Below are 15415 nucleotides of genomic sequence, written 5' to 3' on the forward strand. Positions count from 1 at the left end.
GACTCAGCATGACGGATCAGGGTGCCCCGGGGTCGGTCAGGATTCGAGAAGCGGGCCGCCCCCGGCGACCGTAGGGTCGGATCGAGCGACCGAACCGAGCGAGGAGACGACATGGCACAGAACGGAAGCGGGTTCTCCGCCGAGGAGCGCGCGGCGATGAAGGAGGCCGCCGCCGAGCGGCGGGCGCAGGCCAAGGCCGACAAGTCCGCGGCGAAGCGGGAACTGAACCTGCAGGGGGTGCTCGACGCGATCGCCGCGATGGACGACGCCGATCGTGTGCTCGCCGAACGGTTCCACGCGATCGTCACCGAGACCGCACCGGACCTCGAACCCAAGACCTGGTACGGCATGCCCGCCTACGGCAGGGACGGCACCGCGCTGTGCTTCTTCCAGGCCGCGAGCAAGTTCAAGGCCAGGTACGCGACGATCGGGTTCCAGGACACCGCGCGGCTCGACGACGGCGAGTTCTGGCCGACCTCCTTCGCGGTCGTCTCGTTCACCGACGACGTCGCCGCCCGGGTCAAGGACCTGGTCGCCCGCGCCGTCGAGTGACCCGTCGGCTGGCGTCCCGCGTGGCACCCCCACGCCCCGGTGTCCTCGCGTCGGCGGCGCGGGGACACCGGAGGTCACCGGCCCGCGTAGGATGCCCGCTTGCGCAGTCCGCGCGGTGTCGCCGCGAACCCGGCCTCGACGAGGACGGGTGAGAGCGCGCTGCCGTGCACCGACTCGCCGTCGACCCTCTCGATGACGATCTTCTCCACCCCGCCGCGGTCGACGAGGCCCGCGAGTGCGGCCGCGGCCGCGACCAGCACGGTCGGTTCGTCGGTGAACGTGAGCAGGGTCTTGCCGCCGCGCTCCACGTACAGCGCGAGGCCGCCGTCGACGAGGACGACCATCGCGCCCGCCTTGCGTCCGGGCCGGTGCCCGCCCTCGGTGGCGGGCCACGACAACGCCGCCCCGTACGGGTTCGCCGGGTCGGTCGCCGCGAGCGTCACCGCGGCGGGCGCCGGACGGGCCGTGCCGGGGGAGTCGGCGTGCCCGCGCAGCCGATCGACGACCTCCGACGTCGAGAACTGCGCCGCGCCGAGACCCTCCACGAAATAGCCGCGGCGGGCGCGGCCACTGTCCTCGAAGCCGCGCAGCACCTTGTACATCATCGCGAACCCACCGGGAACGTCCTCCGCGACCACCGACCCGCGGGTGAGCACCCCGTACCGGTCAAGCAGCAGGTCCGCGCGGGCATGCGCGCGGAGGGTGGCGTCGGGTTCCGGGTCGGGCAGCAGCGCCCACCGCCCGCCGACCGTCGGCGGCCCGGTGCGGGACGGCACCGCGGGCCGGGGCAGCGCACGGTACGCGCGGGTCCGCGGCGCCCGCCGCGGCGTTCGATGGCTGGGCGTCGCCCGCGTCGTCCCCGACAGCAACGCCCGCAGCGGCGCGAACGAGTCGCCTGCCAGGTGCCCTGCCCACACCAGCTCCCACAGCGCAGCGACGAGGCCCGCGTCGTCGGTGGAACCGACGTGATCCGACAGCGTGCGGAAGAAGAACGCGCCACCGGTCGCGAGCGCGTCGAGGATGCCGCGGTGCAGGTCGGTGAGGTCGATGTCCTGCGGCGGCGGCAGCGTCAACGGCGCGACGTCGGCGAGATGCAGGCGGATCCAGCCGTCGCTGCCGGAAATCTGCCCGGCGCCTGACCACAGCACCTCCCCGGTCGTGGTCAGCTCGTCCAGCATCGCGGGCCGATAGTCGCGGACCCGGGACGGGAACACCAACGATTCCCAGGCCGACGCCGGAATCGGCACCCCGGCCAGCTGGTCGACGACCGCCGCGACCCCGTCGACGCCGCGCAGCCCGCCGCCGACGTGCTGCCACTCGGGCAGGAAGCGGCCCAGCGCCGCGGGTTCCACCGGTTCGACGTCGCGGCGGGCGGCGGCCAGCGAGCGCCGCCGGACCCGGCGCAGCACCTCCGCGTCGCACCATTCCGAACCCGTTGCCGCCGGCCGGAATTCGCCCTCGACCACCCGCTTCTCCTGCGCGAGTCGGAGCAGGACGTCGCGGACCACCGCGGCGCCGAGGCCGAATCGGGCGGCGGCCTCGGTGACGGTGAACGGCCCGTGCGTGCGGGCATAGCGGCCGATCAGGTCGCCGAGCGGGTCGTCGACCGCCTCGATGAACGCCGCGGGCACACCGATCGGCAGCGGCACCCCGAGCGCGTCCCGCAGCCGGGCCGCATCCTCGACGGCGACCCACCACCGCTGCCCGGCGAACGTCACCCGCATCGCACGCTTGCGGGACTCCAATCCCGCCAACCATTCCCGAGGGTTCGCCACCGTGCGGGCAACGACCTCGGAGTCGGTGAGCGGGCCGAGCAGGCGCAGCAGGTCCGCGACACCCTCCGCGTCGCGGGCGCGGCGGTCCTCGGTGAGCCGCTGCAACTCCCGCTCGGTCCGCTCGATCACCGTCTCGTCGAGCAGTTCACGCAGCTCCACCCGGCCGAGCAGCTCCGCGAGCAGTGACTGGTCCAGCGACAGTGCGGCGGCGCGGCGTTCGGCCAGGGGACTGTCCCCCTCGTACATGAACGCGCCGACGTAGTCGAACAGCAGGGCCGTCGCGAACGGCGACGGCGACGGCGTCTCCACCTCCACGATCCGGATCCGGCGGCGCCCCACGTCCGTCAACAGCCGCACCAGCGACGGCAGGTCGTACACGTCCTGCAGGCACTCCCGGACCGTTTCGAGGAGGATCGGGAACGTCGGGAACTTGCGTGCCACGTCGAGCAGCTGGGACGCGCGTTGCCGCTGCTGCCACAGCGGCGCCCGCCGCCCCGGGGTGCGGCGCGGCAGCAGCAGGGCGCGGGCCGCGCACTCGCGGAACCGCGACGCGAACAGCGCCGACGATCCGACCTGGTCGGTGACGACATCCTCGATCTCGTCCGCGTCGAAGACGAACAGGTCCGCGCCGGGCGGGTCGTTCTCGGTGTCCGGCAGCCGGACGATGATCCCGTCGTCGGAGGCGGTTGGCGCGGAGTCGATCCCGTACCGCTCCTGCAGGCGGGCGCCGACCGCGAGCGCCCACGGCGCGTGCACCGGCAGGCCGTAGGGGGAGTGCAGCACCAGCCGCCAGTCGCCGAGCTCGTCCCGGAACCGCTCCAGCACCAGCGTCCGGTCGCTCGGAACCTGCCCGGTCGCGGTGGCCTGCTCGTCGACCAGGGCAAGCAGATTGGTCGATGCATTGTCGTCGAGGCCCTGCCCCGCGAACCGCTGCCGCAGCTCCGCCCGGTCACCGAGCGCGGTCTCGCGCAGGAACTCGCCCAGCGCCGCACCGAGTTCCGCGGGCCTGCCCAGCCCGTCGCCGTGCCAGAACGGCAGCCGACCCGGCATCCCGTACGCGGGGGAGACGAGCACCCGGTCGTGGGTGATCTCCTCGATCCGCCAGCTGGTCGCGCCGAGCGCGAAGACATCCCCGACCCGGGACTCGTACACCATCTCCTCGTCGAGCTCGCCGACCCGGGAATGGCCAGGAGCGGAGCCTGCGGAGCGACCAGAGGGCGCAGCGCCGACCATGTAGACGGTGAACAGGCCGCGGTCCGGGATCGCGCCGCCGGAGGTGACGGCGAGGCGCTGCGATCCCGGGCGGCCGGTGAGCACGTCGGCGTCCCGGTCCCACACCAGCCGCGGCCGCAGCTCGGCGAACTCGTCGGACGGGTACCGCCCGGCGAGCAGGTCGAGGGTGGCGTCGAACGCGGAGCGGGGCAGGGTCGCGAAGCTGCCGGTCCGCCGAACCGCGGCGAACCACTCGCCCGTGTCGACCGGGTCCAGCGCGCACACCGCGACGGTGTGCTGGGCGAGAATGTCCAGCGGATTCGCAGGCACAGCAAGGGATTCGATCTTGCCGGTGGTCATCCGCTCCACCGTCACCGCGCAGTGGACCAGGTCGGTTCGGTGCTTGGGGAACAGCACACCGCGGGAGACCTCCCCGACCTGGTGCCCGGCGCGGCCGACGCGTTGCAGTCCGCTCGCCACCGACGGCGGGGCCTCCACCTGGACGACCAGGTCCACCGCGCCCATGTCGATGCCGAGTTCCAGGCTGGAGGTGGCAACCACGCAGCGCAGCCGCCCCGACTTCAGGTCGTCCTCGATCAGCGCGCGCTGGTCCTTGCTGACCGAGCCGTGGTGGGCGCGGGCGAGCAGCGGGTCGGCGCCGTGGATCACCTCCGTCGACGCCCCCAGCTGCGCAGGGGGTGCGTGCACCGACTCGGCCGGGGTGCCGAGCCGCGTGGCGTACACCTCGTTGAGCCGGGCCGTCAGCCGCTCGGCGAGCCGACGGGAATTGGCGAACACGATCGACGAGGAGTGCGCGAGCACCAGGTCGACGATCTGCTCCTCGACGTGCGGCCAGATCGAGCCCTGCCGCGGGGCGGGCGCGGACGACATCGCAGCCGGATCTGCCGCGGCGGTCCCCGGTGCTCCGCTCGGCTCGACGCCCAGTTCGGTCATGTCCTCGACCGGCACCCGCACCGTCAGGTCGAACGTTTTCGGTGCGGGCGGCGCGACGATGCGCACCGGCGCCGACCCGGCAAGAAACCGCGCCACCTCCTGGTGCGGCCGGACCGTCGCGGACAGGCCGATCCGCTGCGCTGGCCGCTCCAGCAGCAGGTCCAGCCGCTCCAACGACAGCGCCAGGTGCGCACCGCGTTTGGTGGCGGCGACGGCGTGCACCTCGTCGACGATCACCGTGTGCACGGTGGTGAGGGTCTCGCGGGCCGCGGAGGTGAGCATCAGGAACAGCGACTCCGGGGTGGTGATCAGGATGTCCGGTGGGGTGCGCAGCATGGCGCGGCGCGCGGCGGGGGTGGTGTCGCCGGAGCGGACCCCGACGCTGACCTCGGGTGGGGCCAGGTCCAGACGCCGCGCGGTTTGGGTGATGCCGACCAGCGGTGCCCGCAGGTTGCGTTCGACGTCCACCGCGAGCGCCTTGAGCGGGGAAATGTAGAGCACCGTCGTGCCGGGGGGCCGGTCCGGATCGGGCGGGCGGGAGGTGAGGCGATCCAGCGCCCACAGGAACGCGGACAGCGTCTTGCCCGAGCCGGTCGGCGCAACGACCAGGGCGTTGGCGCCGTCCGCGATTGCCTCCCACGCCCCGATCTGGGCCGCGGTCGGGGCGGGGAAGGCCCCGGTGAACCACTCCCGGGTGGCGACGGTGAACCGGCCGAGGACGGCGGCGGCGCGGTCGACCCCGCCGTGCCCGGCGTCCCCGCGCGCCTCCCGTTCGGCATCCATGCGTCCATACTGCCCCGCGGCACCGACATGCGGACGGCGGCGCCGAACCGGCGGGGCGCGGTGCTACATTCCGGCAGGCGGGTGCCCGAGGCAGATGGCGGCGCCGAACGGGTCGGTGACGACGGCGAGCGTGCCGTACGGGGTGTCCACGGCGGGCATCCGGACGGCGCCGCCGAGCGACTCGACCTGCGCGACGGTTCCCGCGACGTCGTCGACGGTGATGTACACCTGCCAGAACGATGGCACCTCCGCAGGCTGGATCTGCGCGGCGTCCATGATCCCCGAGTAGGCGGACTCGCCGACGAACACCTGGCTGTACGCCCCCGGTGTGTCCGGTCCCGCTGGCACGACCTCCTCGATCCGCGCACCGATCACCTTCGGGTAGAAGGCGATCGACTTCGCGTAGTCCTTGCTCTGCGACTCGAACCAGTACGGTGTCCCGTGCTCGCCCCACCGCGAGAACCCGGTGTGGTCCGCGGGCTGCCAGAACCCGATCGCGGCCCCGGCCGTGTCGCTCGCCGCGAGCATCGTGCCCTCGGTGCCGATGGCCATCGGCGGGAACAGCACCGACCCGCCCGCGGCCTCGACGGCCCGGGCGGTCGCGTCGGCATCGGCGGTGTGCAGGTACACCGACCACACGTTCGGCGGCCCGCCCGCCTCCTGCATCCACGGGGACAGCCCGGCCACCCGCCGACCGTCTCGCGTGAAGTTCTGGTAGCCGCCGAACTCCTCGCGCGGCGGCCCCTCGACCTCCCAGCCGAAGATCGCGCGATAGAAGTCGGCGGCCCCGGCCGGGTCGCTGCTCATCAGGTCGCACCAGATGGGGGCGCCGATGGGTGCGGAGTACTCGGACATGATCGAACCCTTCCCTCGGATCTCGCCGCGCGGGTGTGCCCGCTCGATACAGGTATGGACCGTCGTGCCGTCCGATTCTCATCGGTTCAGCGTCGGGTCGCCACCGACGCACGGACTCCGGTGCGCAGGCACGGGTCGACATCACGACTGGGTGACGATCCCCGTGTGGGCTCGACGGGTGTCGTACGGTGCGGGAATGCGCACCTCACCGGACCGGTACCGGCGCGTCGGCCACGGCGAGCCGGTGCTGCTGATCCACCCGTTCACGCTTTCGCATCACGTGTGGCGGCGGACGGCGGACCTGCTTGCCGATGACCATGATGTGCTCGCGGTGTCGATGCCGGGGCACTGGGGTGGCGAGCAGATCCGCGCACTGGACGTCAGCATCGAGCACTACGCGGACGGGGTCGAACGGGTCCTCGACGAGGTCGGCTGGGGGGACTGCCACGTCGTCGGCAATTCGCTGGGCGGCTGGGTCGGCTTCGAGCTCGAGCGCCGCGGACGGGCCCGCTCGCTGACCGCGATCGCGCCGGCGGGCGGCTGGTCGGACCTGTCTCCGTCGGAGCTGCGGCTCGGGGCGATCTTCCTCGCGCTCACCCCGATCGCGGCGGTCGGCCGGGTCGTCGGGATGCCCGCCTCCCGGCTCGCGGTGGTCCGGCGCCTGGTGCTGTCCCTGCTCTCCGACGACGCCGCGTCGGTTCCGGAGCGGGAGGTCCGGACGGTGATCCGGGCCGCCACCCGGTGCCGGGTGTTTCTGCCCACCGAGTGGATGGGACTGCGCGACGGCGGGATTCGCGGACTCGACCGGGTGCGGGTGTCGACGCTGCTCGCCCTGTGCGAGCACGACCGGATGCTGCCGATCGAGACGTACGGTCGCCGGTTCCTCGACGAGCTGCCGGACTGGGCGGGCCGGGTGGTGCTTCCCGGGGTCGGGCACGTGCCGATGCTGGAGAACCCCGACCTGGTTGCCGAGACGATCCGCGGTCACGTCGCGGCGACGGCGATGGGCAAGCCGCTCGCCCGGTGAGCGGCTCCGCCGCCTGTGAGTCCTTCCGGTCCCGTGGCGGGCCGAAAGGACTCACGGGTGCGTCAGCGCCCGAACTCGACGCCTTGGGCGAGCGGCAGGTCGGGGGAGTAGTTGATGGTGTTCGTCGCCCGCCGCATGTACGCCTTCCACGAGTCGGACCCGGATTCGCGGCCGCCGCCGGTGTGCTTCTCGCCGCCGAACGCGCCACCGATCTCGGCGCCGGAGGTGCCGATGTTGACGTTCGCGATGCCGCAGTCGGACCCGTCGGCGGCGAGGAAGCGTTCCGCCTCCCGCTGGTCGAGGGTGAAGATCGACGACGACAGTCCCTGCGGGACCGCATTGTGCAGCGCGATCGCCGCGTCGAGGGTGTCGTAGGTCAGCACGTAGAGGATCGGCGCGAACGTCTCCTCGCACACCACCGGGTATTGCTGCGGCATCCGGACCACCGCTGGCGTGACGTACACCCCGTCCCGGTCGAGCCGCGTGCCGCCGCACACCAGCTCGCCGCCCTCGACGTACGTCGCCCGGTAGAGAGCGGATTGCATTGCCTCCCAGGAACGTTCCCGGATCAGGGGGCCGACGAGGGTGTCCGCGTCGAAGGGATCCCCGACCGGGAGCCGGCGATACGCGTCCGCGATCCGGTCGACGACGGTGTCCACGATCGAGGCGTGCACGATCAGCCTGCGCAGCGTGGTGCAGCGCTGCCCCGCGGTGCCCGCCGCCGCGAACACGACCGCCCGGACGGCGAGGTCCAGGTCGGCGGACGGGGCGACGACCGCGGCATTGTTGCCGCCGAGTTCGAGCAGGCAGCGACCGAGCCGCGCCGCGACCCGCAGTCCGACCTGTCGACCCATCCCCACCGACCCGGTCGCGCTGACCAGCGCCACCCGCGGATCGTCGACGAGGAAGTCCCCCACCTGTTCGCCGCCGAGCAGCAGGCCGTGCACGCCCTCGGGGGCGCCGGTGTCGGCGGCCGCCCTGTGCAGCAGGGCATCGCAGGCGAGGGCGGTCAGCGGGGTCAGTTCGGACGGCTTCCACACCACCGGGTCCCCGCACACCAGGGCGATCGCCGCGTTCCACGACCACACCGCGACCGGGAAGTTGAACGCCGAGATCACCCCGACCACCCCGAGCGGATGCCAGGTCTCCATCAGCCGGTGCCCCGGCCGCTCGGACGGCATGGTCCGGCCGTACAGCTGGCGGGAGAGCCCGACCGCGAATTCGCAGACGTCGATCATCTCCTGCACCTCGCCGAGGGCCTCCGACGTGATCTTTCCCGCCTCGAGGGTCACCAGCGTCGCGAGGTCGTGCCGGTGCTCGGCGAGCAGCGCGCCGAGCCTGCGCACCAGCGCGCCGCGTTGCGGTGCCGGGACCGTGCGCCACGACGAGAACGCCACTCGCGCATCGGCGATCGCGGCGTCGACGTCCGCGGCTGTGCTCGCCCGCAGGTCGGCCAGCACCGACCCGTCGATCGGGGTGCAGACGTGCAGGTCCGTGCCGGTGGGCAGGTCGGTGACCCCGCAGGCGCGCAACGCAACGGCGGCGCGGTCACGGGGGGACGGGTGGGTGGTGTCGGACATCTGGTCGGCCTCCCTGGTCGCGGCGGATGAACGTCCTTCTCCTTTCCTACTCCACGAGTGGGCTAGCCTCCCCTCATGGCGGAGCCATTGGACGAGATCGACACGCTGCTTGTGCGTGAACTCGTCGACGACGGGCGCGCGACGCTGGCCACCCTTGCGGGGAAGGCGGGACTGTCGGTGTCCGCGGTCCAGACCCGGGTGCGCCGGCTCGAGACGCGCGGGGTGATCCGCGGGTACGGCGCGCGCGTCGACCCGGCGGCGCTCGGTGAGGAACTGTCCGCGTTCGTCGCGATCACCCCCTTCGATCCGTCGGGTCCCGACGATGCCCCCGCCCGGCTGGCGCACCTGCCCGCGATCCGGTCGTGTCACTCGGTCGCGGGGGAGGAGAGCTACATGCTGCTGGTGCGGGTGGAGTCGCCCCGGGCGCTGGAGCGTCTGCTGCAGGAGATCCGGACCACGGCCAACGTCCGCACCCGCAGCACCGTCATCCTGCAGACTTTTTACGACAGGTAGCGGATCGAACAGGAATTGTTACCGGCGCTCGCACCGAGACAGGAATTTTCGGCATAGCCTCGGGGTATGAGTGGCGCGATCGATCTGCGGCACGGCGGCGGGCGCATCGAGCCCGGCGAGGTTCTCGGCGTGCTGCGGGAACACATGCTGGTCGACGGGTTCGACCTCGTCCTTGACCCGGTCCGGTCTCGCGGGCGCACGCTGGTCGACCAGCGTGACGGCACCGAATACCTCGACATGTTCGGCTTCTTCGGGTCGAATGCGCTCGGCATGAACCATCCAGCTCTCGTGCTGGACCGCGGGTTCCTCGCCGAACTCACCGAGACCGCGGTGAACAAGCCGAGCAACTCCGACGTCTACACCGTCGCGATGGCACGGTTCGTGCGCACCTTCGCGCGGGTGCTCGGCGACCCCGCGCTGCCGCACCTGTTCTTCGTCGACGGCGGCGCCCTCGCCGTCGAGAACGCGCTCAAGGTCGCGTTTGACTGGAAGAGCAGACACAACGAGGCCGCGGGCCGCGACCCCGCCCTCGGCACCCGGGTGCTGCACCTGCGGCACGCCTTCCACGGCCGCAGCGGATACACGATGTCGCTGACCAACACCGATCCGGTCAAGGTCGCCCGGTTCCCCCGCTTCGACTGGCCCCGCATCGACGCGCCGACCGCGGAGGGCGGCGCGGACGTCGCCGCGGCGGAACGACGGGCGCTGCAGCAGGCGCGCCGCGCATTCGACGAAAACCCGAATGACATCGCCTGTTTCATCGCCGAACCGATCCAGGGCGAGGGCGGCGACCGGCACCTGCGCGCGCAGTTTCTGCAGGCCGTCGCCGACCTGTGCCGTGAGCGCGACGCGCTGTTCGTCCTCGACGAGGTACAGACCGGTGCGGGCACCACCGGCACCGCGTGGGCATACCAGCAGTTGGGGCTGCGGCCGGACGTGGTCGCGTTCGGGAAGAAGACCCAGGTGTGCGGCATCATGGCGGGCGGCCGCGTCGACGAGGTCCCGGACAACGTTTTCGCCGTCGGCTCCCGGATCAACTCCACCTGGGGCGGCAACCTCACCGACATGGTGCGGGCACGGCGCATCCTGGAGGTGATCGAACGGGACCGGCTGATCGATCGGGCCCGGATGCTCGGGGCGCAGCTGCTCGCCGACCTGACCGCGCTGGCCGGTCGACACGACGGTGTCACCGACCCCCGCGGCCGCGGGCTGCTCGGCGCCGTCACCCTCGACAGCACCGCCCGGCGCGACGCGGTGCTCGCCGCGCTTCGGGAACGCGAGCACGTCCTCGCGCTCGGCACCGGGGAGCGTGGCGTCCGGTTCCGGCCCCCGCTGACGGTCACCGCAACCGAGCTGTCGAACGCCGTCGACGCCCTCGACGCGGTGCTCCGCCGCTGATCCGCCCGGTTTCCGGCGAACGTGTCGGTGGCACCTGTCATTCTGTGCGGCTCCGAGGTGGAGCGGTGGCCCCGGACGGGCGACGCTGTGCGACAGCGTCCCCGCGCGGGACCGCCCCGACCGCATTCTCGAGGACGTCCACGTGAACGAGTTCGACCCCGCCCCGCACCCCGACCCCGCCCCGCACCCCGACCCCGCCCCGCACCGTGACCCGGTCGACCGCATCGACGCCGGCGTCGCCAGGTCCACCTGGGTGATCGGCGTCGCCGCCGCGCTGGTGCTCGGCATCGCGATCGGCGCCGTCATGAACGAGGCGGCCGCCGCGCCGGCCCCGGGCGGGGCCTGTGAACAGCGGTCGGCGTCCGGTGCGGCCACCGCGGGCCCGCGGACGGCGCGGTGATCGGCGCCGTGGTTTACCGTGCAGGCATGAGCATCCCGCGGCCGGTCGGTTCGTCCATCCCCATCGCCTCCGTGCCCAACCTTCGGGACGCGGGCGGATACCGCACCGCCGACGGATCGCTGGTGCGCACCGGCCGGATCTACCGGTCCACCGACCTCGCGGCGGTCGCGGATGCCGACCTCCCGGCCCTGGAGGCGCTGCAGCTCGCCACCGTATTCGACCTGCGCACCCTCGCCGAACGCGAGGTGAAGCCGGATCGGATCCCCGCGGGCGCCAAGGAGGTTCCCCTGGACGTGCTCGCCGACCGGGACGCCTCGCAGGCCCCGGCGATGATGCAGAAGATCCTCGACGACCCGGTGCTCGCGGAGGACCTGCTCGGCGGCGACCAGGCGGGCGGGTACCTGATCGGCAGCTACCGGGACTTCGTGTCGATGCCGTCCGCGGTCGCCGCGTACCGGGCGCTGTACACCGACCTGGCCCGCCGCGACGACACCGCAGTCCTGATCCACTGCACCACCGGCAAGGACCGGACGGGCTGGGCGGTGGCGGCGCTGCTGCTGCTGCTCGGTGTCGACGAGGGGCGGGTATTCGACGAATACCTGTTGACGAACGACCAGCTGCTGCCCGCGCTGGCTCCGGTGTTCGACCGCTTCCGGGACGCGGGCGGCAACCCGGACATCCTGCTGCCGCTGCTCGGGGTGCGCCGGGACTACCTGGAGGCCGCGCTCGACGAGATGCGCACCGGTTTCGGTGACATCGAGGGCTACTTCGTGCGGGGTCTCGGGCTCGGCGCCGACGACATCGCCGCGCTGCGCGGCCGGCTCCTCACCCGGGACTGATCGAGGCGGGCCGCCCGGGTCAGCGACGCTGCTCGAGCACCTCGCGGACCCACGCCGGGACCAGTTCGCCCGCCGTGCCGTGCCGCGCCTCGTGGAACAGGTGGCTGCCCTCGCTCGGGTCGAGGTTCAGCTCGAGCGTGGCGGCGCCGTTGTCCCTGGCGTACCGCACGAATCCGGCGGCGGGGTGGACCGCGCCGGAGGTGCCGATAGACACGAACTGGTCGGCACCAGCGAGCGCGTCGGTGATGCGGTCCATCTCGTAGGGGACCTCCCCGAACCACACCACGTCCGGCCTCAGGTCGGCGACGCCGCAGTGCGGGCACGCGGGCTCGCCGCTGAGGTCGCCGCTCCACGGATCCGCAACGCCGCACGCGCGGCACAGCGCCCGGCGCAGCTCGCCGTGCATGTGGATGACGTTGCGCGAACCGGCCCGCTCGTGCAGGTCGTCGATGTTCTGCGTCACCACCAGCAGGTCCCCGCCGAGGACGTCCTCAAGTTCGGCGAGGGCCCGGTGCGCGCGGTTCGGTTCGACGGTGTGCAACGCCGCGCGGCGGGCGTCGTAGAACCGCTGCACCAGCATCCGGTCCCGCGCGAACGCCTCCGGGGTCGCCACGTCCTCGACCCGGTGGCTTTCCCACAGGCCGTCGGCGTCGCGAAAGGTCGGCACCCCGCTCTCGGCTGAGATGCCCGCGCCGGTGAGGACCACGATCGGGGACACGGGGGACAGGCTACCCGCGCGGGGGCCTGTCCCGACGCTCACCGGTCAGCGACGGTGAGCCCGAGGGCTCCCTCCGCGAACCGTCGGACGGCCGCGGTCGCGGCGGCGAGGGCGGCGTCGTGACCGGGACGCGCCCAGCCGCCGAGCGTGCCGTCCGTGCCGGCCGGGGTCAGACCGACCTCCCCGAGCAGTTCACCGGTCGTCGGCTCGCACACCGCCCACGAGTAGTGCTCGTCGCCCGCCCACTGCCGGGCGCGGGCGGCGACGTGGTCGGGGTCGGTGATGCCGCCGTCGGCGAGCGCAGGCCGGTCGTCGACCCGCTCGTCGGCCCGCAGCCCCCGCAGATACCAGGATCCGGCGTTGATCTCGATCGGTTCCATCAGTGGTCGTTCCCCTCCACCCCGCGTCGACGCTTGCGTTCCCGATCGGTGCCGAGCAGCAGGATGCCTGCCGCGGGGACGGCAAGGAACCACACCCACGTCCCGGTGACGAAGAACAGCACCAGCGCGATCAGCGGGACCAATGCGACGATTCGCCCCGCCCAGTCGGGGCGGGGCGACGCGGCGACCGGGCCGGATTCCGCGGCGGCCGGGACGCTCGTCTGCGGCGACAGTGCGGGCAGGTCCGCGAGCAGGCGGTCGAGCTCGCCGCGGGTGGAGGAGACCGCGATCAGCCCGCTGCGCTCGTCGAACTCGGTGACCGTCAGCCTGCCCGCACTGAAGTGCTGGCTGAGCTGGTCGAGCGCCTGCTCGCGTTCGGCGGTCCCGATGCGGATATCCGGTGGTTCGGCCATGCCCCCAGGGTAAGCGGCTGCGCCGCCCGTGAGTCCTTTCGGCCCGCCACGGGACCACAAGGACTCACGGGCGCGGAGCGCCTACTTGAGTTCGGCGAGGACGGTGCCCTGCGTGATCGCCGCACCCGGCTCCACCGCAAGACCGGTCACCACACCCGACTTGTGCGCGGTCACCGGGTTCTCCATCTTCATCGCCTCCAACACCACGATCAGGTCACCCTCGGCGACCTCCTGACCCTCCTCAACAGCGACCTTCACCACGGTCCCCTGCATCGGCGCGGTCACCGCATCACCCGACGCCGCAGCACCACCGGCACCGCCCCGCTTGCGGGACTTCGGCTTCCGGGTGATCGCCCCGACCGCAGGCGCCGCCGACCCGAGGGAGAACTGACCCGGCAGCGACACCTCCACCCGACGACCCCCGACCTCGACGACCACGTTCTGCCGCGGCAACGCCTCCTCACCATCGGCGTCCACCTGCCCGGCACCGGTGTACGGCTCGATCGGGTTGTCCCACTCGTTCTCGATCCACTTCGTGTACACCTCGAACGAGGTCCCGTCACCGACGAACGCCGGGTTGGTCACGATGTGCCGGTGGAACGGCAGCACCGTCGCCAGCCCATCCACCTCGAACTCCGCCAGCGCGCGGGACGCGCGCGCCAGCGCCTGCTCGCGGGTCTCGCCGGTGACGATCAGCTTCGCGAGCATCGAGTCGAACTGGCCGCCGATCACATCGCCCTGCACGACACCGGAGTCGACGCGCACACCCGGGCCGGTCGGCTCCTTGTACACCGAGATCGGGCCCGGCGCGGGCAGGAACCCGCGGCCAGCGTCCTCACCGTTGATCCGGAACTCGAAGGAGTGCCCGCGCGGGGTGGGGTCCTCGGTGATCTCAAGCTTCTCGCCGTTGGCGATGCGGAACTGCTGCCGCACCAGGTCGATGCCCGCGGTCTCCTCGGTGACCGGGTGCTCGACCTGCAGGCGGGTGTTCACCTCGAGGAACGACACGGTGTCGCCCTGCACCAGGTATTCGACGGTGCCGGCACCGTAGTAGCCGGCTTCCTTGCAGATCGCCTTGGCGGAGTTGTGGATCCGGTCGCGCTGGTCGTCGGTGAGGAACGGGGCGGGGGCCTCCTCGACGAGCTTCTGGAAGCGGCGCTGCAGCGAGCAGTCGCGGGTGCCCGCGACGATGACGTTGCCGTGCTGGTCGGCGATGACCTGCGCCTCGACGTGCCGGGCCTTGTCGAGGTACTGCTCGACGAAGCATTCGCCGCGACCGAACGCGGCGATCGCCTCACGGGTCGCGGACTCGAACAGCTCCGGGATTTCCTCGATCGAATGGGCGACCTTCATGCCGCGGCCACCGCCGCCGAACGCGGCCTTGATCGCGACCGGGACGCCGTACTGGCGGGCGAAGTCGACGACCTCGTCGGCGCCCTTGACGGGGTCCTTGGTGCCCGCGGCCATCGGGGCGTTGGCGCGTTCGGCGATGTGCCGGGCGGTGACCTTGTCGCCGAGGTCGCGGATGGACTGCGGGGACGGGCCGATCCAGATCAGTCCGGCGTCGAGGACGGCCTGCGCGAAGTCGGCGTTCTCGGAGAGGAACCCGTAGCCGGGGTGGATGGCGTCGGCGCCGGACTTGGCGGCGGCGTCGAGGATCTTGTCGAACACCAGGTACGACTCGGCGGAGGTTTGGCCGCCGAGGGCGAAGGCCTCGTCGGCGAGCTTGACGAACTGGGCGTCGGCGTCGGGTTCGGCGTAGACGGCGACGCTGCCGTAGCCGGCGTCCTTCGCTGCCCGGATCACCCGCACCGCGATCTCGCCGCGGTTGGCGACAAGCACCTTCGTGATGTGCGCGCTGGCATGACTGGGCACTGAGCCTCCTGGTGGTCGCAAGGGGTATCCGCGGGGGAGCGCCGGCTGGTGACGGCAGTATCTCGCAGTGTAGGCACCGGCCGAGAGGTCACCGCACCCGGCCGGTGGATCGGTTCACCCGGAACCGGGCGCCACTCTAGG

At 72.3% G+C, this 15415-nt stretch carries 13 protein-coding genes; 6 read left to right on the forward strand and 7 right to left on the reverse strand.

The genetic code is table 11. The features are described from left to right. Positions 1 to 111 precede the first annotated feature (111 nt). Positions 112 to 552, forward strand: a complete 441-nt coding sequence (locus ACFWQG_RS07030; protein WP_378506880.1) for an iron chaperone — start codon at positions 112 to 114, stop codon at positions 550 to 552. 74 nt (positions 553 to 626) lie between these two features. On the opposite strand, the gene ACFWQG_RS07035 is transcribed toward ACFWQG_RS07030, so the two are convergent. Beyond that, the gene (locus ACFWQG_RS07035; protein ID WP_378506881.1) at positions 627 to 5276 is read right to left on the reverse strand and encodes an ATP-dependent helicase; all 4650 of its coding nucleotides are present in this window, start codon (positions 5274 to 5276) and stop codon (positions 627 to 629) included. Positions 5277 to 5339: 63 nt separating this feature from the next. Next, positions 5340 to 6131, reverse strand: coding sequence for a VOC family protein (locus ACFWQG_RS07040; RefSeq protein WP_378506882.1), 792 nt, complete (start codon positions 6129 to 6131; stop codon positions 5340 to 5342). A 196-nt stretch (positions 6132 to 6327) separates the two neighbouring features. Here ACFWQG_RS07040 and ACFWQG_RS07045 point away from each other — a divergent pair, with 196 nt between their 5' ends. After that, positions 6328 to 7158, forward strand: a complete 831-nt coding sequence (locus tag ACFWQG_RS07045) for an alpha/beta fold hydrolase (protein WP_378506883.1) — start codon at positions 6328 to 6330, stop codon at positions 7156 to 7158. Between the two features lie 62 nt (positions 7159 to 7220). Here ACFWQG_RS07045 and ACFWQG_RS07050 read toward each other — a convergent pair whose 3' ends face one another. After that, a complete protein-coding gene (locus ACFWQG_RS07050; protein ID WP_378506884.1) occupies positions 7221 to 8738 on the reverse strand; it encodes an aldehyde dehydrogenase family protein in 1518 nt (505 codons plus the stop codon). Positions 8739 to 8813: 75 nt separating this feature from the next. Here ACFWQG_RS07050 and ACFWQG_RS07055 point away from each other — a divergent pair, with 75 nt between their 5' ends. The 4 genes from ACFWQG_RS07055 to ACFWQG_RS07070 all read left to right on the forward strand — a co-directional run bounded on the left by ACFWQG_RS07055 (position 8814) and on the right by ACFWQG_RS07070 (position 11888). Beyond that, complete coding sequence (locus ACFWQG_RS07055; protein WP_378506885.1) at positions 8814 to 9251, forward strand: Lrp/AsnC family transcriptional regulator; 438 nt, start codon at positions 8814 to 8816, stop codon at positions 9249 to 9251. A gap of 66 nt (positions 9252 to 9317) precedes the next feature. Then, positions 9318 to 10649, forward strand: coding sequence for an L-lysine 6-transaminase (lat, locus tag ACFWQG_RS07060; RefSeq protein ID WP_378506886.1), 1332 nt, complete (start codon positions 9318 to 9320; stop codon positions 10647 to 10649). 142 nt (positions 10650 to 10791) lie between these two features. Beyond that, complete coding sequence (locus ACFWQG_RS07065; protein WP_378506887.1) at positions 10792 to 11049, forward strand: hypothetical protein; 258 nt, start codon at positions 10792 to 10794, stop codon at positions 11047 to 11049. 26 nt (positions 11050 to 11075) lie between these two features. Continuing rightward, positions 11076 to 11888 (forward strand): tyrosine-protein phosphatase, encoded by an 813-nt coding sequence (locus ACFWQG_RS07070; protein WP_378506888.1) that lies wholly within the window; start codon positions 11076 to 11078, stop codon positions 11886 to 11888. Between the two features lie 19 nt (positions 11889 to 11907). Here the strand turns inward: ACFWQG_RS07070 and ACFWQG_RS07075 are convergent, their stop codons facing one another. The 4 genes from ACFWQG_RS07075 to ACFWQG_RS07090 form a co-directional block, all read right to left on the reverse strand. Next, entirely contained in the window at positions 11908 to 12606 is a 699-nt protein-coding gene (locus ACFWQG_RS07075) for an NAD-dependent deacylase (protein ID WP_378506889.1), read from the reverse strand. A gap of 38 nt (positions 12607 to 12644) precedes the next feature. Beyond that, entirely contained in the window at positions 12645 to 12986 is a 342-nt protein-coding gene (locus ACFWQG_RS07080) for a hypothetical protein (protein WP_378506890.1), read from the reverse strand. Continuing rightward, entirely contained in the window at positions 12986 to 13399 is a 414-nt protein-coding gene (locus tag ACFWQG_RS07085; protein WP_378506891.1) for a DUF1707 domain-containing protein, read from the reverse strand. The genes ACFWQG_RS07080 and ACFWQG_RS07085 overlap by 1 nt, the downstream gene beginning before the upstream one ends. Positions 13400 to 13480: 81 nt before the next feature. Beyond that, positions 13481 to 15274, reverse strand: a complete 1794-nt coding sequence (locus tag ACFWQG_RS07090) for an acetyl/propionyl/methylcrotonyl-CoA carboxylase subunit alpha (protein WP_378506892.1) — start codon at positions 15272 to 15274, stop codon at positions 13481 to 13483. Positions 15275 to 15415: the final 141 nt, after the last annotated feature.

It is taken from the genome of Rhodococcus sp. NPDC058532, from assembly GCF_042719255.1.
Taxonomy (GTDB): domain Bacteria; phylum Actinomycetota; class Actinomycetes; order Mycobacteriales; family Mycobacteriaceae; genus Rhodococcus_G.